Below are 18,593 nucleotides of genomic sequence, written 5' to 3'. Positions count from 1 at the left end.
GTCAGCCCTCCTGAATCAGCGCGGCGTAGGCGTCGGCGTCGAGCAGCTCCGGCACCGACTCGGCGCGGACCGTGAACAGCCAGCCCGCGTCGTAGGGGTCGGCGTTGACGGTCTCGGGCGAGTCCGCGACGGACTCGTTGACCTCGACGACCTCACCGGTCACCGGTGCGTACAGCTCGCTGACGGACTTGGTCGACTCGATCTCGCCGCACACCTCACCCGCTGTGACGGTACTACCCGCCTCGGGAAGCTGGACAAAGACCACGTCACCCAGCGACTCGGCGGCGAACGCGGTGACGCCGACCGTCACGACCCCGTCACTTCCCGTGCGGATCCATTCGTGCTCGCGGCTGTAACGGAGGTCCTGCGGAATGTTCGTCAACGGAGTCAGCCTTTCGTTCGCTGGTAGAAGGGCAGGGACACGACATCGACCGGAGCCTTGCGGCCCCGGATGTCGACCGACAGGGTGGTTCCGGGCTCGGCGACCTCCGGCGTGACGTACGCCATCGCGATCGGGTAGCCGAGTGTGGGCGACAGGGCGCCGCTGGTGATCTCGCCGACCTCACGGTCGCCGTCGAGCACGCGGTAGCCGTGGCGCGGGGCACGGCGTCCCTCACCACGCAGGCCGACGAGCACGACGTCGGGGTCGCCGGCCCGTTCCAGGGCGGCGCGGCCCACGAAGTCGCCGGGCTTGTCGAACTTCACGACCCGCCCCAGGTTCGCGTGGAACGGCGTGCGCGCGGCCGTCAGCTCGTTGCCGTACAGCGGCATCCCCGCCTCCAACCGCAGCGTGTCCCGGCAGGCGAGGCCCGCGGGCAGCAGACCGTGGGAGGCACCGATCTCGGCGAGGCGCCTCCAGGTGGCGACGGCGGCGCCGGTGTCGGTGCCGGTGTCAGTGCCGGTGTCAGTGCCGACGTCGACGAACAGCTCGAAGCCGTCCTCCCCCGTGTAGCCGGTGCGCGCGAGCAGCACCTCGTGGCCGTCGACGGAGGCGGGCATGCTCGCGTAGTAGCGCAGCGAGTCGAGGTCGACGCCCGTCGCCTGGGCCACGATCGCCGCCGACGCGGGGCCCTGCACGGCGATGAGCGCGGTGCGCTCGCCCACGTCGGTGACCGTCGCGTCGAACTTCTCGCTCCGCTCCCGCAGGGCGCCAGCCACGAGCGCGGCGTTGCCCGCGTTGGCGACCACGAGGTAGCGGTCCTCGGCCAGGCGGTAGACGACGAGGTCGTCCAGCACCCCGCCGTCGGTGTCGCACAGCATGGTGTAGCGCGCCCGCCCGACCTTCACGCCCGACAGGTTGCCGATCAGCGCGTAGTCCAGCGCGCGGGCGGCGTCGGCACCGGTCACCTCGATCTCGCCCATGTGGGAGAGGTCGAACTGCCCGGCCGCCTCACGCACGGCGCGGTGCTCGGCCAGTTCGCTGGAGTACCGGACGGGCATCGACCAGCCCGCGAACTCGGTGAACGACGCGCCGAGTTCGACGTGCACGTCGTGGAGTGGGGTGGTCAGTGGCGTGGCTGTCACGACGCGGAACCTGCGCTTTCGTAGGAGGAGACGGGCGGGCAGGAGCAGACGAGATTGCGGTCGCCGTAGGCACCTTCGATACGCCGCACCGGCGAGAAGTACTTGCCCTTCGGCGACGTACGGCCCGGGTAGACGGCGGTGCGCCGGTCGTAGGGCAGGGTCCAGTCCCCGGCGAGCTGTTCGACCGTGTGCGGTGCGTTGCGCAGGGGGCTGGCCTCGACGGGCCAGACACCGTCCGCGACCTGGTCGATCTCGTGGCGGATGGCGATCATCGCCTCGCAGAACCGGTCGAGCTCGGCGAGGTCCTCGCTCTCGGTGGGCTCCACCATGAGCGTGCCGGGCACGGGGAACGACATCGTCGGCGCGTGGAAGCCGTAGTCGATGAGCCGCTTGGCGACGTCGTCGACCGTGACGCCGGTCTGCTTGGTGAGGCCGCGCAGGTCGAGGATGCACTCGTGGGCGACGAGCCCGTTCTGACCGGTGTAGAGCACCGGGTAGTGGGGGGCCAGCCGCGCGGCCACGTAGTTGGCGTTCAACACGGCGACCTTGGTGGCCTCGGTGAGTCCCCGCGCGCCCATCATGCGCACGTAGGCCCAGGAGATCGGCAGGATCGACGCCGAGCCGAACGGCGCCGCCGAGATCGGTCCGACGCCCGTCTCGGGGCCCGCCTCGGGTGTCAGCGGGTGGTTCGGCAGGTACGGGGCGAGGTGGGCGCGCACCGCCACGGGACCGACGCCCGGCCCACCGCCGCCGTGCGGGATGCAGAACGTCTTGTGCAGGTTCAGGTGCGAGACGTCACCGCCGAACTCTCCCGGTTTGGCCAGCCCCAGCAACGCGTTGAGGTTGGCACCGTCGACGTAGACCTGGCCGCCCGCCTCGTGCACGATCTCGGCCAGCTCGCCGATGCCGGTCTCGTACACGCCGTGCGTGGACGGGTAGGTGACCATGATCGCGGCGAGCGTGTCGCGGTGGGCGTCGACCTTGGCGCGCAGGTCGTCGAGGTCCACGTCACCGTCGGACGTGCACGCGACCACGACCACGCGCATCCCGGCCAGCACGGCGGACGCCGCGTTGGTGCCGTGTGCCGACGACGGGATGAGGCACACGTCCCGTTCGGGTTGCCCGTTCGCCCGGTGGTAGGCCCGGATGGCCAGCAGCCCGGCGAGCTCACCCTGGCTACCGGCGTTGGGCTGCAGGGACACGCTGTCGTAGCCGGTGACCTCGGCCAGCCACCGGGAGAGCTGCCCGACGAGCTCGCGGTAGCCCTCGGAGTCCTCGGCGGGCGCGAACGGGTGGATGTTCGCGAACTCCGGCCACGTGATCGGCTCCATCTCGGTGGTGGCGTTGAGCTTCATCGTGCACGAACCGAGCGGGATCATGCCGCGGTCGAGGGCGTAGTCGGAGTCGGCGAGCCTGCGAAGGTAGCGCAGCATCGCGGTCTCCGACCGGTAGGAGTGGAACACCTCGTGTGTGAGGTAGTCGCTGGTGCGCCGCAGGCCCTCGGGCAGTGTCGAGGACGCCGATCCCGCCGAGGACGCCGCAGCCCCCAGCTCCGGTGCCCCCTCGACGCCGAACGCGCCGAGCACCGCGGCCAGCACCTCGGGGGTGGTGACCTCGTCGCACGCCACGCGCACGTGGTCGGCGTCGACGCCACCGAGGTTCACGCCCGCCTCTCGGGCGGCGGCCAGCACCGCCTCCGCACGGCCCGGCACGCGGGCGAGCACGGTGTCGAAGAAGCGGTCGTGCACCACCTCGACGCCGCCCGCGCGCAGCGCGTCCGCCAGCGCGACGGCGTGCCCGTGCACCCGCTCGGCGATCCGCCGCAGCCCGTCGGGGCCGTGGTAGACGGCGTACATCGACGCCATCACGGCCAGCAGCACCTGGGCGGTGCAGATGTTGCTCGTGGCCTTCTCGCGCCGGATGTGCTGCTCCCGCGTCTGCAACGCCAGCCGGTAGGCGGGCGCGCCGGCGGCGTCGATCGAAACCCCGACGAGCCTGCCGGGCAGCGACCGCTCCAGCCCCGAACGGACCGCGAGGTACCCGGCGTGTGGTCCGCCGTAGCCGAGCGGGACGCCGAAGCGTTGCGTGGTGCCCGCCGCGAGGTCGGCCCCGAACTCGCCCGGGGCCGCGAGAAGGGTGAGGGCGAGCAGGTCGGCGGCCACGCAGTAGAGCGCCTTGGCCTGCTTGGCCGCCTCGCCGATCTCGCGGTAGAAGTCCGGTGCGCGCAGCACACCGGAGGCCCCCGGGTACTGCACGACGACGCCGAAGAACTCCTCGGGCAGTCCCTGCGACAGGTCGCGGACGTCGACCTCGACCCCCACCGCCTGCGCGCGGGTGCGCACCACCGCGACGGTCTGTGGCAGGCACTCGGCGTCGACCACCACGGTGTGCGACTTCGACTTCGACGCACGCTTCATCAGCATCACGGCCTCGGCCACGGCCGTGCCCTCGTCGAGCAACGACGCGTTCGCGGTGGCCAGGCCCGTGAGGTCGGAGACCATGGTCTGGAAGTTGAGCAGCGCCTCCAGCCGTCCCTGCGAGATCTCCGGCTGGTACGGCGTGTAGGCCGTGTACCAGGCGGGGTTCTCCAGCACGTTGCGGCGGATGACGGCGGGGGTGACGGTGTCGTGGTAGCCGAGGCCGATCATCTGGGTCATCGGCCGGTTGCGCCGCGCCAGCTCACGCAGCTCCGCGATGGCCTGTTCCTCCGACGCGGGCGCGGGCAGCCGCAGCTCGCCCTCGGTGCGGATCGCGCTCGGCACAGCGGCCGCGACCAGCGCGTCGAGACTGCCGAAGCCACACTCGGCCACCATCTTGGCCCGCTCGGACGGCCCTGGGCCGACGTGCCGGGAGACGAACGGCGAGGTTGAGGGGGACATGGGAGCTCCTTCTCGCAGTACCACAGGACTACCCGCCCTGTGCTGGAACTCCCCCTCTGTCATGGGCACCTGAGAGTTTCACCGCGCGAACGCACGGCTTACACCTTGGGTGAGGCACACGTGGTGCCTGCTCTCCAGAGTGGCCTCGCCGAAGCGGTGGGTGGACCTGAGAGATTGTGGGGCGTTTACTCCTTCGGTGCCCCGCCGACAGCACGGGGACTCTCCCGCTCCGGCTCGATCGGCCGCGATATCCGGTTGGGTGTTTCGGTTGTCGAGTTACAGACCGTACCGACCGGAACGGGGCCAGTCCACCACGCGCGGCGAACGTGACCAAGACCGCCGACCGGCTACCGCGTGGCGACCACCCTCAGTGTGGCGCCGCTGTCCCGGACGCGGCGTTGCTCGGCCACGGGAAGCCCGTCGTCGGCCAGCACGAGGTCGAAGTCGGCCAGCGGCGCGAGCGCGTAGAGGCCGTCGCGGGTGAACTTCGTGTGGTCGACCATCAGCACCGACCGGGACGCCGAGGCCAGCATCGCGCGCTTGACCTGCACCGTGGCCTGCGAGTGGTGGTAGCAGCGGTTGGCCGCGACGGCCGTGGTGGACATGAAGAGAGTGTCGGCCCTGATCTTGGCCACGCCTTCGGCGGTGTAGAGCCCGAGGAACGCGTCGTAGGCCGGGAAGTACTCCCCGCCGAGGGCGATGAGCGTGACACCCGGGACACCGGCGAGCATCGTCACCACCGGCTGGAAGTAGGTGATCACGGTCAGCGGGGCGCGTTCGACGAGGCGCTCGGCCAGGTGCAGGCACGTCGTGCTCTCGTCGAGCATCACGGTGTCGCCGGGCCGGACCCGCTCGAGCGCCGCGCGGGCGAGTGCACGCTTGGCCTGCGCCATCGTGGTCCTGCGCTGGGCGATGTCGCCGTGGAACGTCTCCGAGGGCACGGAGGTCGCGCCGCCGCGCACCCGGGCGAGCCAGCCCTGCGCCTGGAGGGCGTCGAGATCGCGGTGGATCGTCATCACGCTGACACCGAACTCCTCCGCGAGCACGGACGCCCTGACGAAGCCGTCGGCGCGCACCCGGTCGCGGATCAACGCACGCCGCCGCGACCGGATGGTGCCGTTCATGCCGCTCCCCGATGTGAAGAAATGTGAGGTCCTGATCCCCTTCGACCACTGCCAAGCGACTTTACCAGGCAAAACAGCCGTTGTTCACGGAACTTTTTCACATGACCCTCGCACAGAAGGCCGTGAGAATGGGCGTCGGCCGTTGCTCGGCGGCCCCTTTTGCGGGTGTGCTGGAAACCTTCGCGAATGTGCGGTTCGACAGGAGGAGGGCGGGATGTCGGCGATCGCGATCGACGCCGGAACCTCGCTGATCAAGGCCGTCGTCTTCGACGACGACGGGCACGAGGTCGCGGTGGCGCGGCACGCGACGGAGGTCCGCAGGCCTCACCCCGGCTGGGCGGAGCAGGACATGGACTCCGTCTGGCAGGCGGTGGCCGCCGCGATCCGCGAGGTGCTCCCCCAGGCACGCGACGGGGTGCGGTTCGTCGCGCTGACCGCACAGGGGGACGGCTGCTGGCTCGTCGACGAGCATGCGGAACCGACGGGCCCGGCGATCCTGTGGTCCGACGGGCGCGCCGCACCGGTGGTCGACCGGTGGCTGCGCGACGGCGTGGCGCAGGAGGCGTTCCGGATCAACGGCTCCCTCGGGTTCGCCGGACTCCCCCATGCGATCCTCACCTGGCTGCGGGAGCACGACCCGGACCGCGTCGCCTCGTCGGCGACGGCGCTGACCTGCGGCGGCTGGCTGTTCTCCCGTCTCACGGGGGTGGTGGGGGTGGACCTCTCCGACGCCTCCGTGCCACTGCTCGACCCGAGGACGTCGGCGTACTCACCCGAACTGCTGTCGCTGTTCGGCATCGAGTGGGCCCGGCCGCTGCTGCCCCGCGTTCTCGACGGACCCGACGCCACGGCGGGCCTCACCCGCGCGGCGGCGGCGGAACTCGGGCTCGCCGAGGGCACCCCCGTGGTGCTCGCCCCCTACGACGTGGCCTCGACGGCGCTGGGCGCGGGCTCCACCGCCGCGGGGCTGGCGTGCACGATCCTCGGCACGACCCTGTGCACGGAGGTGTTCACACCGACCGTGGACACCTCCGGTGATCCGTCCGGGCTCACGCTCGTCCTCGGATCCGGCGCCGACCTCGTGCGTGCTTTCCCGACCCTCGCCGGCACCGAGGTGCTCGGCTGGGCGAGTGATCTGCTCGGCCTGGCCCACCCGCGGGAGTTGAGCGCCCTGGCGGAGCAGGCCCCTCCGGGGGCGGGCGGTCTCGTGTTCCTGCCCTACCTCTCTCCCGCGGGAGAGCGGGTGCCGTTCCTCGACACGTCGGCACGGGGCACGTTCTGGGGCCTGAGCCTGGAGCACGGGCGCGACGCGGTGGCGCGGGCCGTGTTCGAGGGCCTCACCATGGTCGTCAAGGACTGCCTTCTGGCCGCGGGAGCACGGACCCACGAGCTGCGGGTGTGCGGGGGCGGCTCGAACAGTGAGATGTGGTGCCGCCTCATCGCCGACGTCACGGGCCTGCGTGTGGTGCGTCCCGCCGACGGCGAGGTCGGAGCCAAGGGCGCCTTCCTCACCGGGCTCGTGGCCACCGGTAGCGAACCCGACCTCACCCGTGCCGCGCGACGGCACGTCCGCCTCGACCGCACCTACGAACCCGAGCCCGACCTCGTCGAGGGCTACGCCGACCAGTACGAGCGGTTCGGCTCCCTCCGGCGGATCGCGACGCGGGGATGGCACCTCGATCGGCAAGGCCGGCAAGGACGGCAAGGACACCGGCAGGCGACACAGGAAGACCCGGCATGACGACCAGCGCGCACACTCCGACAGGCACCGACGAAGGCGTGTGGCTCGGCCTCGACATCGGCACGCAGAGCGTGCGGTGCGTGGCCGCAGACCGCACGGGAACCGTCGTGGCGAGTGCGGCACGTCCCCTGCGCAGTCACCGCGAAGGGCGACGACACGAGCAGGACCCGGCACAGTGGTGGTCCGCGCTGACCGCCGCGTGCGGGAAGACGATGTCGACGGTGGGCTCCCGGCCGGTACGCGGGTTGTCGCTGTGCGCGACGTCGGGGACCGTGCTGCTCGCGGACACCGACCTCCGCCCGCTCACGCCCGGACTGATGTACGACGACGCGCGCGCCGCCGACGAGGCCGCACACGCCGTCGAGGTGGGCGCCGAACTGTGGCAGGCGCTGGGATACCGGCCGCAGGCGTCGTGGGCGCTGCCGAAGCTGTTGTGGCTGCTGCGCCAGCACCCCGCCACGGCGGAGACCCGGCTGCTGCACCAGGCCGACTACCTCACCGGAAAACTCGCGGGCCGCCTCACCGCCGTCGATTCGAGCCACGCCCTCAAGACGGGGTACGACCTGGACGGTGAGCGCTGGCCCACCGACGTCGTCGCCGCGCTCGGCATCCCCGAGGGCGTGCTGCCCGAGGTGGTCCGGCCGGGCACGCCGATCGGCGAGGTGTGCCGGGCCTCGGCCGACGCCACCGGTATCCCCGCGGGCACACCGATCATCGCGGGCATGACCGACGGCTGCGCGGCGGCACTGGGTTCCGGCACGTTCGCCGTCGGCTCGTGGAACACCGTGCTGGGAACCACGCTGGTGCTCAAGGGCGTCACCGACCGCAGGCTGCACGACCCGCTCGGCGTCGTGTACTCCCACCGCGCGCCCGACGGCAACTGGCTTCCCGGCGGGGCTTCCAGTGTCGGCGCCGGGGTCCTCAGCGACCTGTTCGGAGACTCGGACCTCGACCGGCTGACCACGCTGGCGTCCGACCGTCCGACCACGACGGTGGTGACGTATCCGCTGGTGTCCCGTGGGGAACGCTTCCCGTTCGTCGCGCCCGACGCCGAGCGGTTCACCCTCGGCACGCCGAAGGACGAGGTGGACGCCTACGCCGCCGTACTGCGGGGTGTCGCGTTCGTCGAGCGGCTCTGCTTCGACTATCTGGACCTGCTCGGCGCACCCGTCGACGGAACCCTCACCACGACCGGGGGCGGCGCACGCAACCACTACTGGACCCGCGTGCGCGCGACCGCCCTCGGCAGGCCCCTCACCGTGCCGCGCGACGCCGACCCCGCCGTCGGCATGGCGCTGCTCGCCCGGTCGGCAGAGTCGTCGCTCGCCGAGGCCGCGCGGGAGTTCGTCCGCGACACCGAGACCGTGGAACCCCAGAATGCGGACGCGGACGTGCTCACCGAGGGTTACCTGACACTGGTCGACGCGCTGCACGAGCGCGGCTGGCTGCCCACCGAACTGACCGACCACGCCCGGAACCGGAGCACTCGATGACCGATCTCGTCCTGGTCCGCCACGGAGAGACCGTGTGGCACCACGGCAACCGTTACGCCGGACGCACCGACGTGCCACTCACCGACCACGGCAGGCAGCAGGCCGAGGTGCTGGGCCGCTGGGCCGCCACGGCCGGTCTCGACGCGCTGTGGGTGTCGTCGCTGTCCCGTGCCCGCGACACCGCCGCACCGGCCGCGCGCGCGACGGGCCTGGAACCGCATGTCGACGACCGGATAGTGGAACTCGACTTCGGGCACGGCGAGGGGCTGACCGCGCAGGAGATGTCCGCCCGGTTCCCGGAGGCTCGCGCCGCGTTCACCGCCGACCCGGTGGCGAACCACCTGCCCGGTGGGGAGGATCCGGTACTGGCGGTCGAGCGGATGACCGACTGCGTGAACGACATCGTGAAGGCGCATCCGGACGGACACGTGCTCGTGGTGGGACACTCGTCCGCCCACCGGCTGCTGCTGTGCCACCTGCTCGGTCTGCCGCTGAGCGCCTACCGCCGCGCGTTTCCCGTGTTCCGCAACTGCGCGATCACCACGGTGCGCTGGGACGGCACCGGCCCGGCGGCGCTGATCGAGTACAACGTCCCGGTGGGTGGCTGAGCCGGGTCGCGGACGCCGCGGCGGGCGCCCGCGACCCGTCGCTCACCGCGCCGCGGCGTACATCTGCTCGAAGTTGTCCCGGTAGGCGTCGTACACCGACCGCAGGTTGGTCGCGATCATCGCCTCGTCGTTGCGCCGCAACGACGTGTGGTTGAAGTTCGGACTGCCGGTGAGCACTCGACGCGCGTCGGCCTCGCCGTCGATCTCTCCCTCGACGACGAGGTACTTCGAGTGGATCCGGCCGGGAAGCCGGCTCGAATCGTCGAGCGTTCGCATGGCGATGTTCTCGTGGCTCGACAGCAGTGCCTCCACGTCGCCGTCCATCAGCCCCCGCACGATCCGGACGCCGCAGCCCTGCTCGGCCAACTCCACGAGCCGCTCGGCGATGCCGATGCGGTAACTGTCCCATTCGGACATTCCGATGCGGATGGTGGTCTCGCCGGAACATCCGACCTCGGCGAGGAACTCCTCGATCGGGTCGCCCTCCGCCCTCGGGAAGAAGTGAGCCTTCACGAAGCCGCCTCGCATCCCCGTGGTCACGGTGCGGTAGTAGTCGCCGTCCTGGTGCTGTTCCGCGAGGTCGGCGAAGTACGAGGCGTAGGCGTCGTACAGGCGGCGGTTCTCCACGAGCGTCGTGGCGTTGTTCCAGTACACCGACGAGTTGAGGTCGGTGAAGTTGGCCGACGACTGCACGACCACGTTCGACCGGCCGCCCGTGCGCGAGAACAGGTAGAACTTGTTGTGCTGCCCCTTGGTGCCGAGGCACGAGGACGTGTTGCCCTCCGGTGAGAGGTTGTCGCAGACGTGCAGCCAGGAGTCCCGCGCCTTGTCGGTGCCGATCTCCTCGCGCAGGGCGGTCGCGGCGGCGCTGTCGTCCTGCCAGCCGTCGAGCACCACCTGCACGTCGACACCACGCCGGTGTGCGTTCACCAGCTCGTCGACGAAGTCCTCCCCCGCGTCGCCGGAGATGACGAAGTGGGCGAGCCGGATGGTCGACCCCGGCTCCGCCTGCTTGACGAGTGAACAGATCTGTTCGACCACGCCGGTCGGCTGCCCCGCGTCGGGGTTGTTGAACACGGCGGCGGTCCTGACCGGGACCGTGGGAGCGTCACCGCACGGCCGCTGTCCCTCCGCCGCCGCGGCAGCGGCCGTGGGAGCCGAGACCAGTGAGACCGTGAGGGCGGCTGAAGCGAGAACTGCCCTGACACGCATGGGATCTCCTTCGCGAGATGATGCGCCGTTCGGCTCCCCGACCCTGCCGTGACCGGCGCGTGGAGTACTGCGTCGAGATGCGGACCGTGGTCGTTCCGCCGCCGCGGCAGCGGACGTCGCACTGTGGTGCCACCGTAAGCATGAACGTTAACGGGAGCGTTAACGCTATGTGTCGCACGCACCGCCGTCAAGCCTCGGTTTTCCTTTGGTCCACACCGTTGACTCGGTGACCCCAGCCGGGTTAGCTTTCCCACCACGGAGCCAGATGATCGCTCACGTTAACGTTAATCCTTCCCCGGACGCCCTGTCCTCAGGAGCTGAAAACCTTGGTTAACACCACTGACACGGACCTGTCCGCACAGCTGCGGCGGGCCATGCTCGACGCCGACCCGGCGTTGTCCCGGTACAACCCACTGTCCCGCATCCTCGTGTTCGACCAGTTCAACTCCGGAACACACGGTTGGACCGAGCTGATCGGCAACCACGACGGCAAGGGCGACCTCGACACCGTCGACGCCCACATGAAGGACTTCCGCCCGCCACAGCTCAGTTCCTGCACGTTCTTCGACACCGGAACCCACGGGGCGATGACGGGCACCTACGCGCTGAAGGTGGCGACCCGCCCGCTCACCGGACACACGGGCGTGGCGATCCGCAGGCTCACCATGGCCAAGAAGGGCCGCGTGCAGTTCGAAACCTACTTCACCTACAAGGCCGAGGCGTCGTCGGAGGAGAACCGCGCCTTCGAGCAGGCCGGGGCCGGTGACTGGGACGGCAACATCCACCCCTCGGAGCAGCAGTTCGGCGCCTTCACCATCGCCACCGACATCTGTGACGACCGGGGCGTGCGCTACCACAACGTCATCCGGTACCAGAACACCGACCTCGAGAACCGGTTCACCCGACGCTGGATGTACCCGGTGGTTCCCGAGCCGACCCCCCGGGAGCACCTGGAGGGCAAGGCCAACCTGGGCCCTACCGACGACTTCACCGCTCCGAACCCCGAGGACTGGCGTCCCTTCGGGGAGCCGCAGTCGTTCTGTTACAACGAGGTGCCCACGAAGGTCAACTGGCACTACCTGCGCTGGCAGATCGACACGGAGGCCCAGCGCAACGTCGAGCTCCAGGTGAACGACCGGGTCTACGACATGCGCGACATTCCCGTGCCCGCGTACGAGGAGCGCTACGACTCGCTCGACAACCTGCTCAACTTCTACGTCAGCACCCGTACGCACACGAACGTCCGGAACTTCCTGTTCCTGGACTCCGTGCTCATCTCGGTGGATTGGTAGGTCCTCATGCGACAGACGCAAACAGCCGTCCTCGAACGTTACCGGGTCCTGGAGGGGGACTTCGTCACCGAGCCGTACGAAGCGGCCTGGGCCGGCGAGGCCCGCTGGTTCGTGCAGGTGCTGGAGAGTTCCCAGCCGAAGACCCGGATCAGGATCACCACGCAGATCTCGCCCGACGGCCTGCACTGGTGCGACGCCGACGTGCCGACCCAGTTCACCGAAGGGAAGACGTTGATCTCGTGGCCGGTGCGCGAATTCGGGCAGTGGCTGCGCATCAAGGGATGCGTCGAAGGAGAAGGGGAATCGGTCAAGGTCCAGATCTACCTCACGCTCAAAGAGTGAGCCCTGGAGAGTCTCATGGCGACCACCTACAACCGGCGTAGCTTTCTCAGGATCAGCAGCTTGAGCCTCGCCGGCGCCTACCTCGCCGCCTGCAGCTTCGGAGGCGGCACCCGAGCCGGAGCCGAGGGACTGTTGCGGGCGGCGTTCAGCCAGCCGATCAACGACCTCGACCCGCACGGGCCCAGTAGCGTCGACGAGAGCACTCTGCTCGCGAGCAGGCTCGTCTACGACACGCTCATCCGGCGCGACGGCGAGGAGCTGGCGCCGAGCGTCGCCACGTCCTGGGAGCAGACCGACCCCACGACGTGGGTTCTCACCTTGCGTGACGACGTGACCTTCCACGACGGGACCCCGCTGACCGCGCGGGACGTCAAGGCCTCGCTGGAGCGTGTACGGGACGCCGGCACGGCGCAGTCCGCGCTGTGGACGTCGGTCACCGAGGTGGAGGCCGCGGACGACCACACCGTGCGTGTGGTCACCGACGAACCGTTGGGCACGCTGCCGGTGAACCTGACGCTGATGTTCATCCTGCCCGCGGACAAGATGAACGACGAGGGCTTCTTCCGGAAGCCCATCGGCAGCGGCCCGTTCAAGGTCGATTCGTTCACCCCCTCCGACGTGCTGGAGCTGTCGGCGGCGGACCACTGGAACGGCAGGCCGGAACTGACCAGGGCGGCCCTGCCGTACATCCCGGAGACGTCCAGCCAGATCACCGCGTTGCGGACCGGTGAGCTGGACGTGCTCTGGCCGGTGCCGCCCGACCAGATCCGGCAACTCGACGGCCGCGACGACATCACGTTGGAGACGGTGCCCAGCTACGCGTACTACTTCAACTGGTTCAACTGCGGCCGCGAACCGTTCACCGATCCGCGCGTCCGGAGGGCGTTGTGGAAGGCCGTGGACGTCGCGACCATCGTCGAGAGCCTGTTCGGGGCGGGGGCGGAGCTGATGACGGCGCCCATCCCGTCCACGGTGTTCGGGCACGCGGCGCAGAAGCCCTACCCGTACGACCCGGAAGCGGCCAGGAGGGAACTGGCGGAGGCCGGCCTCGGTGACGGATTTCGCACCTCGCTGATGTGGTTCTCCGGCACCGGACCGCTCGCCGACGGCCTCGCCCAGGCGATGATCTCGGACTGGGCGAAGATCGGCGTCGTCGTGGAAGCGCAGAACGTGGAGAAGGCCGAGTGGCTGCAACGGCTCAACGACAAGGACTTCGACATGGACCTGCAGATCAACACCGTCACCACGGGCGACGCCGACTTCACGTTGGGCAGGCTGTACGACTCGGCCGCCGACCGGATGGGGTATGCGAACCGGGAGCTCGACGTGGTTCTGCGCCAGGCACACAAGGAGTCTGACCAGGGCAAGCGCCGCGAGTTGTACGCCGAGGCGTGCAGGATCATCTGGGACGACGCCGTCGGTATCTTCCCTGCAGCATTGGTCAGCACCTACGCCCTGCGCGGTTCGGTGAAGGGCTTCGAGCCCGTTCCGAGCAACCAGCCGGACCTGCGCGGCGTGACGCTCGCGAACTGAGGGGGAGCACATGGGTGAGTCACGGCGGGTGACGTTGAAGGACATCGCCAGGTCGCTCGGAGTGTCGGTCAACACCGTGTCCCGGGCGTTGGCCGACAAGGACAGTGTCGGTGAGGACACCCGGGCGAGGATCAAGGCTGAGGCCGCGCGACTGGGGTACGTCCCCAACTCGATGGCCCGGTCCCTGGTGCTCGGCTCCGCCATGACCCTCGGCCTGGTGATCACCAACCCGTCGAACCCGTTCTACTCGCAACTGATCAGCACCATCGAACAACGGGGCCGCACCCACGGCTACTCGCTGATGTTGCTGGTCACCGAGGAGAGTCCGGAAGTCGACCGCCGTGCCGCGGAAACCCTCCTGCGGTGGGGTGTGGACGGTGCGCTCGTCGTCCCCGTCCAGGGCGAAGGGGAGCACTGGGAACGGCTCGACGAGTCGGGGATCCCGCTGGTCTGCCTCAACCGTGACCTCCCGACGCTCGACCTCGACTTCGTGGGCGTCGACTACGAACACGGCGCCTACGAAGCCACCCGGCACCTCATCGACGGCGGTGCTCGCTCGCTCCGCCTGCTGGAGGAGGACCTTCCGATCTCCCCCGTCGCTGAACGAACCGCGGGCTTCCGCAAGGCGTTGGCCGAGGCTGGAATCTCCTCGGCCGGAGACCCCGTGATCTCGGTTCCCACCCGGCGCCGCGAGTCGCTCGCGCTGCCGTGGGAACCCGCCGACGCCTACCGGTTGGCGCAGGACATCGTCGACCAGGGCGACCTCCCCGACGCCGTCATGGTCGGTAACGACTACTTCGCGCTCGGCGTGTACCGCGCGCTGACCGAGGCCGGATTGCGAGTGGGTGACGACGTGCTGGTCGGCGGGTTCGGCGACCACCCGTTCTCCGCCTACCTCAGTCCGGGGCTGACCACCGTGCGGCTGCCCGCCGCGCAGATCGGCACCGCTGCCGTCGACCTGCTGCTGAACCGCATCCGTGGTGGCAGCCACGGCGGCGGCGACAATGCCGCCGCCGAGAAACGACGCGAACGGTGTGATCTGGTCGTGCGGGCATCCAGCCGAGCCAGTAAGGGCACAATGACGTGATCATTTACATCGCACGCCGGCTGGGACAGTCGGTGTTCCTCATCTTCGGCGCGATCACCATCGTCTTCGTGGTGTTGCGCGTGGTCTCCGGTGACCCCGCCTCGCTCATGCTGGGCGCACAGGCCACCGAAGCGGAGCTCGAAGCGGCACGCGAGCGACTCGGTCTCGACGACCCGTTGTGGGACCAGTACCTCCGCCACCTCGGCGAGGTCGTCACGCTCGACTTCGGAGAGTCTTGGCGCCTCGGCGGGGACGCGCTGGCGAACGTGCTGGAACGGCTTCCCGCGACACTGACCCTCGCGGGATGGTCGCTGCTGTTGACCGTGCTGATCGGCTTTCCGCTGGGTGTCTACGCCGCTCGCCACACCGGCAGGCTCGCCGACCGGTTGGTGTCGTACCTGTCGCTTGCGGGCCAGGCCCTGCCGTCCTTCTGGGTCGGCATCATGCTGGTGCTCGTCTTCGCCCGGATGCTGGACATCCTTCCCGGCACCGCCGACGGCACTCCGCTGGGCGCGATCCTGCCCGCGTTCACACTCGCGCTGCCGTTCGTCGGCTGGCTCGCCCGCCTCGTCCGCAACGGCACGCTGGAGGAGCTGGGCAAGGAGTACGTCCGCACCGCCCGCTCGAAGGGACTGCCCGAACGCGTGGTGTTCAACGTCCACGTGCTGCGCAACACCCTGACCCCCGTGGTGACCGTGCTCGGCCTGGTCATGGGCAACTTCATCGCCGACGCCGTCATCATCGAGCAGGTGTTCGCCTGGCAGGGCATCGGCACGCTGATGATCGACTCGATCATCCACCGCGACTACGCGGTCGCGGAGGCGGCGATCATCCTGATCGCGGTGTTCTACATCGGACTCAACCTGCTGGTCGACGTCCTTTACTTCCACCTCGACCCGAGAATCACACTGGAGACCGTATGAGGTCCACGGCTGCCAAGATCGCGGGCGGAGTGCTGGCGTTGTTCGCGCTCGTCGCGGTGTTCGGCCCGTTGGTCGTGCCCTACGACGGCGTCGCGACCCACGTCACCGACCGCCTCCTGCCCCCTGGAAGCACCTTGTCCGACGGCGGCCTCGCGCTGCTCGGAACCGACCAGGACGGCCGGGACGTCTTCGCCCAGTTCATCGCGGGGTCCCGTGTCTCGCTGCTGGTGGCGGTCACCGTGGTGGTCGTCGGCGGACTCGTCGGCCTGGTACTCGGACTGCTCGCCGGCTACTACGGCGGCTGGCTCGACGCGCTCATCTCCCGCGTCGGCGACATGCAACTGGCCTTCCCCAGCATCCTCCTCGCGATCCTGCTGGCGGGTGTGCTCGGACCAAGCCTCCTCAACGTGATCATCGCGCTCGCGGTGACCCGGTGGGTGATCTTCGCCAGAGTCGTACGCGGCTCGGCACTGGCGGCACGCAACCGCGAGTTCGTCGACTCCGCGCGTGTCCTGGGCGCGAGCGACGTGCGGATCATGGCTCGCTACGTGTTCCCGTCCTGTGTCCAGCCCCTGGTCGTGGCCGCCACTATGCAGGTGGGGCTCACCATGGTGGCCGAGGCCGCGCTGTCGTTCCTCGGGCTCGGCGTTCCCATCGACCAGGCGTCGTGGGGGTCGACGATCGCCAACGGACGTGACTACCTCGACTCGGCCTGGTGGATCGCCACGGTGCCCGGGGTTGCGCTCACCCTGGTGGTGATCTGCGTCGGTGTGCTCGGTGACGCGTTCCGGGACCGTACCGACCCGAAGATCACGAAGAACCGGAAGACGACGACAACGACGGCAACGGCGGTGATCCGATGAGCAGGCTACTGGAGGTGTCCGACCTCGCTGTCGCGTTCGGTGACGTTCGCGCGGTCCGAGGTGTGTCGTTCACCGTCGAGGCAGGCGAGTCACTCGCGATCGTGGGCGAGTCCGGCAGTGGCAAGAGCCTCAGCTCGCTCGCCGTGCTCGGGCTGTTGCCGCCACAGGCCCGGGTGGTCGCAGGCGATATCCGCTGGGACGGCCACGACCTGCTGGCGTGCGGCGACGAGGAGCTGCGGCAGCTGCGCGGCGAGGAACTGGCGATCATCTTTCAGGATCCTCTCAGCGCGCTGAACCCGTCGTTGACCGTCGGTTATCAGATCGGCGAGATGTTCCGCCGGCGCCGCGGGCTGAGCCGGGAGGAAGCGCGAAACCGGGCGGTCGAGGCGATGGCCGAGGTCGGCATTCCGGACGCCGCGGCCAGGGCGGGCAACTACCCGCACGAGTTCTCCGGTGGTATGCGCCAACGCGTGATGATCGCGATGGCTCTGGCACTGGAGCCTCGGCTGCTCATCGCCGACGAGCCGACCACCGCCCTCGACGTGACGGTGCAAGCCCAGATCCTGCGACTACTTCGCCAGCGGCAGGAAGCCGGCCTCGCGGTGATCATCATCAGTCACGACCTCGGCGTGGTCGCTCGTACGGCACAGTCGGTCGTGGTGATGTACGCCGGGAGGGCCGTGGAGTCGGGCACGGTCGCGGACCTCTACAGCGCGCCCGCGCACCCCTACACGCGGGGGCTCATGGCGGCGAGCCCGTCGGCACGCGACGCGGATCGAACCATCCGTCCCATCGACGGCTACCCACCGGACATCACGTCGCCCCCCAGCGGCTGCGCGTTCCACCCCCGGTGCCCGTTCGCGCAGGGGCGCTGCCGGACCGACGAACCGGAGCTGCGCACCATCGCGCCCGGCAGGAAGAGTGCGTGTCACTTCGCAGAGGAGGTGCTGAGCCGTGGCGAGTCACTCGGTGCAGCCCGTGCTTGAGCTGGTCGACCTGGTGGCGGGCTACCAGCAACGGCAGGGCATGTGGGGACGGCGTCGGAACGTGCGCGCCGTCGCGGGAGTGAACCTCACCGTCCACGCGGGCGAAACGGTGTGCCTGGTGGGCGAGTCCGGTTGCGGGAAGTCCACAGTGGCCCGAACGGTCGTGGGACTTCTGGAGCCGCAGTCCGGCGAGGTCCGGTTCGACGGACGGGACGTGCGCACACTCTCCCGCGCCGAACGCAAGGACCTCCGGCGTCAGGTCCAGCTCGTGTTCCAGGACCCGTACGCCTCGCTCAACCCGAACATGACGGTGCACGAGTTGGTCAGCGAGGCGTGGCGTATCCATCCCGGCCTCGTCGAGCGGGAGTCCTGGGACGCCGAGGTCGCGTCGCTGTTGGAACGCGTCGGATTGAGTCCCGGTCACGCCGAACGCTACCCACACCAGTTCTCCGGTGGACAACGACAGCGGATCTCCATCGCCAGGGCTCTGTCGGTGAGGCCCCGGCTCATCGTCTGCGACGAGGCTGTCTCGGCTCTCGACGTGTCGATCCAGGCGCAGATCCTGAACCTGCTCGCGGAGCTTCAACGCGACCTCGGAGTCGCCTTCCTGTTCATCACCCATGACCTCGGCGTGGTACGGCACTTCGCCGACCGGGTCGCGGTGATGCACCTGGGCACGATCGTGGAAACGGGCGAGGTCGGCCAGATCTACGAGCGACCCGCCCACCCGTACACCCAGGCGCTGCTTTCGGCCGCGCCCAGCCTGGAGGACTGGCGTTCTCCGAGCACGGACGAGATCGTGCTGCGGGGAGACGTACCCTCCCCGCTCTCTCCACCGCAAGGCTGCCGGTTCCACACACGGTGCTGGAAAACGAGAGATCGGTGCCGGGTCGACGAGCCGGAACTCGTCCACCGCGACACCGATCACCCGGTCGCCTGCCATTTTCCGGCGGAGGTGCTCACCTCGTCCACTATGGATTGAGCCA

General features: G+C 69.5%; 16 protein-coding genes and 2 riboswitches. Of the genes, 11 read left to right on the top strand and 5 right to left on the bottom strand.

The genetic code is table 11. The features are described from left to right. Position 1: 1 nt before the first annotated feature. The 4 genes from gcvH to SACCYDRAFT_RS07680 all read right to left on the bottom strand — a co-directional run bounded on the left by gcvH (position 2) and on the right by SACCYDRAFT_RS07680 (position 5,527). Entirely contained in the window at positions 2 to 382 is a 381-nt protein-coding gene (gcvH, locus tag SACCYDRAFT_RS07695) for a glycine cleavage system protein GcvH (protein WP_005455127.1), read from the bottom strand. Positions 383 to 387: 5 nt separating this feature from the next. Further along, positions 388 to 1,524: a glycine cleavage system aminomethyltransferase GcvT gene (gene gcvT / locus SACCYDRAFT_RS07690; protein WP_005455126.1), complete on the bottom strand. Its 1,137-nt coding sequence runs from the start codon at positions 1,522 to 1,524 to the stop codon at positions 388 to 390. Continuing rightward, the gene (gene gcvP, locus SACCYDRAFT_RS07685; protein WP_005455125.1) at positions 1,521 to 4,403 is read right to left on the bottom strand and encodes an aminomethyl-transferring glycine dehydrogenase; all 2,883 of its coding nucleotides are present in this window, start codon (positions 4,401 to 4,403) and stop codon (positions 1,521 to 1,523) included. Before gcvP ends, gcvT begins: the two co-directional genes overlap by 4 nt. A gap of 46 nt (positions 4,404 to 4,449) precedes the next feature. After that, a riboswitch (glycine riboswitch) is annotated at positions 4,450 to 4,547 on the bottom strand. Beyond that, positions 4,548 to 4,640: riboswitch (glycine riboswitch) on the bottom strand. A gap of 110 nt (positions 4,641 to 4,750) precedes the next feature. Continuing rightward, the gene (locus SACCYDRAFT_RS07680) at positions 4,751 to 5,527 is read right to left on the bottom strand and encodes a DeoR/GlpR family DNA-binding transcription regulator (RefSeq protein WP_005455123.1); all 777 of its coding nucleotides are present in this window, start codon (positions 5,525 to 5,527) and stop codon (positions 4,751 to 4,753) included. 214 nt (positions 5,528 to 5,741) lie between these two features. On the opposite strand from SACCYDRAFT_RS07680, the gene SACCYDRAFT_RS07675 reads away from it, so the two are divergent. The 3 genes from SACCYDRAFT_RS07675 to SACCYDRAFT_RS07665 are packed head-to-tail and all read left to right on the top strand — an operon-like array spanning position 5,742 to position 9,369. Then, entirely contained in the window at positions 5,742 to 7,268 is a 1,527-nt protein-coding gene (locus tag SACCYDRAFT_RS07675; protein ID WP_005455121.1) for an FGGY-family carbohydrate kinase, read from the top strand. Further along, positions 7,265 to 8,761 carry an FGGY-family carbohydrate kinase gene (locus SACCYDRAFT_RS07670; RefSeq protein ID WP_005455120.1) on the top strand — a complete coding sequence of 499 codons (1,497 nt, stop codon included), beginning with the start codon at positions 7,265 to 7,267 and terminating at the stop codon, positions 8,759 to 8,761. The genes SACCYDRAFT_RS07675 and SACCYDRAFT_RS07670 overlap by 4 nt, the downstream gene beginning before the upstream one ends. After that, on the top strand, positions 8,758 to 9,369 hold the full coding sequence (locus SACCYDRAFT_RS07665; protein WP_005455117.1) for a histidine phosphatase family protein: 612 nt from the start codon (positions 8,758 to 8,760) through the stop codon (positions 9,367 to 9,369). Before SACCYDRAFT_RS07670 ends, SACCYDRAFT_RS07665 begins: the two co-directional genes overlap by 4 nt. A gap of 42 nt (positions 9,370 to 9,411) precedes the next feature. Here the strand turns inward: SACCYDRAFT_RS07665 and SACCYDRAFT_RS07660 are convergent, their stop codons facing one another. Next, complete coding sequence (locus tag SACCYDRAFT_RS07660; RefSeq protein WP_005455115.1) at positions 9,412 to 10,581, bottom strand: phospholipase D-like domain-containing protein; 1,170 nt, start codon at positions 10,579 to 10,581, stop codon at positions 9,412 to 9,414. A 326-nt stretch (positions 10,582 to 10,907) separates the two neighbouring features. Between SACCYDRAFT_RS07660 and SACCYDRAFT_RS07655 the strand changes: the two genes are divergently transcribed. From SACCYDRAFT_RS07655 to SACCYDRAFT_RS07620, 8 genes are read left to right on the top strand one after another with little or no spacing between them, the layout of a single operon-like run. Continuing rightward, positions 10,908 to 11,873 (top strand): DUF6772 family protein, encoded by a 966-nt coding sequence (locus SACCYDRAFT_RS07655; RefSeq protein WP_005455112.1) that lies wholly within the window; start codon positions 10,908 to 10,910, stop codon positions 11,871 to 11,873. A gap of 6 nt (positions 11,874 to 11,879) precedes the next feature. Further along, on the top strand, positions 11,880 to 12,215 hold the full coding sequence (locus SACCYDRAFT_RS07650) for a hypothetical protein (protein WP_005455104.1): 336 nt from the start codon (positions 11,880 to 11,882) through the stop codon (positions 12,213 to 12,215). Positions 12,216 to 12,275: 60 nt separating this feature from the next. Then, positions 12,276 to 13,748, top strand: coding sequence for an ABC transporter substrate-binding protein (locus tag SACCYDRAFT_RS07645; RefSeq protein ID WP_232283794.1), 1,473 nt, complete (start codon positions 12,276 to 12,278; stop codon positions 13,746 to 13,748). A gap of 10 nt (positions 13,749 to 13,758) precedes the next feature. Further along, positions 13,759 to 14,835, top strand: a complete 1,077-nt coding sequence (locus SACCYDRAFT_RS07640) for a LacI family DNA-binding transcriptional regulator (protein ID WP_005455100.1) — start codon at positions 13,759 to 13,761, stop codon at positions 14,833 to 14,835. Continuing rightward, positions 14,832 to 15,758, top strand: coding sequence for an ABC transporter permease (locus tag SACCYDRAFT_RS07635; protein ID WP_005455098.1), 927 nt, complete (start codon positions 14,832 to 14,834; stop codon positions 15,756 to 15,758). The genes SACCYDRAFT_RS07640 and SACCYDRAFT_RS07635 overlap by 4 nt, the downstream gene beginning before the upstream one ends. Then, positions 15,755 to 16,621 (top strand): ABC transporter permease, encoded by an 867-nt coding sequence (locus tag SACCYDRAFT_RS07630; protein ID WP_005455095.1) that lies wholly within the window; start codon positions 15,755 to 15,757, stop codon positions 16,619 to 16,621. The genes SACCYDRAFT_RS07635 and SACCYDRAFT_RS07630 overlap by 4 nt, the downstream gene beginning before the upstream one ends. After that, on the top strand, positions 16,618 to 17,607 hold the full coding sequence (locus SACCYDRAFT_RS07625) for an ABC transporter ATP-binding protein (protein WP_005455094.1): 990 nt from the start codon (positions 16,618 to 16,620) through the stop codon (positions 17,605 to 17,607). The genes SACCYDRAFT_RS07630 and SACCYDRAFT_RS07625 overlap by 4 nt, the downstream gene beginning before the upstream one ends. Beyond that, positions 17,576 to 18,589 (top strand): ABC transporter ATP-binding protein, encoded by a 1,014-nt coding sequence (locus SACCYDRAFT_RS07620; RefSeq protein WP_005455093.1) that lies wholly within the window; start codon positions 17,576 to 17,578, stop codon positions 18,587 to 18,589. Before SACCYDRAFT_RS07625 ends, SACCYDRAFT_RS07620 begins: the two co-directional genes overlap by 32 nt. Positions 18,590 to 18,593: the final 4 nt, after the last annotated feature.

The sequence above is a fragment of the Saccharomonospora cyanea NA-134 genome (genome assembly GCF_000244975.1).
GTDB lineage: Bacteria > Actinomycetota > Actinomycetes > Mycobacteriales > Pseudonocardiaceae > Saccharomonospora > Saccharomonospora cyanea.
The sequence above is the reverse complement of the archived record's forward strand: the minus strand, read 5'-3'. Positions and strand labels throughout refer to the sequence as shown.

What these genes read in the sequence shown, in the direction of transcription:
- gcvP (WP_005455125.1), bottom strand. Translation starts at nt 4,403, where the DNA reads ATGTCCCCCTCAACCTCGCCGTTCGTCTCCCGGCACGTCGGCCCAGGG.
- SACCYDRAFT_RS07680 (WP_005455123.1), bottom strand. Translation starts at nt 5,527, where the DNA reads ATGAACGGCACCATCCGGTCGCGGCGGCGTGCGTTGATCCGCGACCGG.
- SACCYDRAFT_RS07675 (WP_005455121.1), top strand. Translation starts at nt 5,742, where the DNA reads ATGTCGGCGATCGCGATCGACGCCGGAACCTCGCTGATCAAGGCCGTC.
- SACCYDRAFT_RS07670 (WP_005455120.1), top strand. Translation starts at nt 7,265, where the DNA reads ATGACGACCAGCGCGCACACTCCGACAGGCACCGACGAAGGCGTGTGG.
- SACCYDRAFT_RS07665 (WP_005455117.1), top strand. Translation starts at nt 8,758, where the DNA reads ATGACCGATCTCGTCCTGGTCCGCCACGGAGAGACCGTGTGGCACCAC.
- SACCYDRAFT_RS07660 (WP_005455115.1), bottom strand. Translation starts at nt 10,581, where the DNA reads ATGCGTGTCAGGGCAGTTCTCGCTTCAGCCGCCCTCACGGTCTCACTG.
- SACCYDRAFT_RS07650 (WP_005455104.1), top strand. Translation starts at nt 11,880, where the DNA reads ATGCGACAGACGCAAACAGCCGTCCTCGAACGTTACCGGGTCCTGGAG.
- SACCYDRAFT_RS07640 (WP_005455100.1), top strand. Translation starts at nt 13,759, where the DNA reads ATGGGTGAGTCACGGCGGGTGACGTTGAAGGACATCGCCAGGTCGCTC.
- SACCYDRAFT_RS07630 (WP_005455095.1), top strand. Translation starts at nt 15,755, where the DNA reads ATGAGGTCCACGGCTGCCAAGATCGCGGGCGGAGTGCTGGCGTTGTTC.
- SACCYDRAFT_RS07625 (WP_005455094.1), top strand. Translation starts at nt 16,618, where the DNA reads ATGAGCAGGCTACTGGAGGTGTCCGACCTCGCTGTCGCGTTCGGTGAC.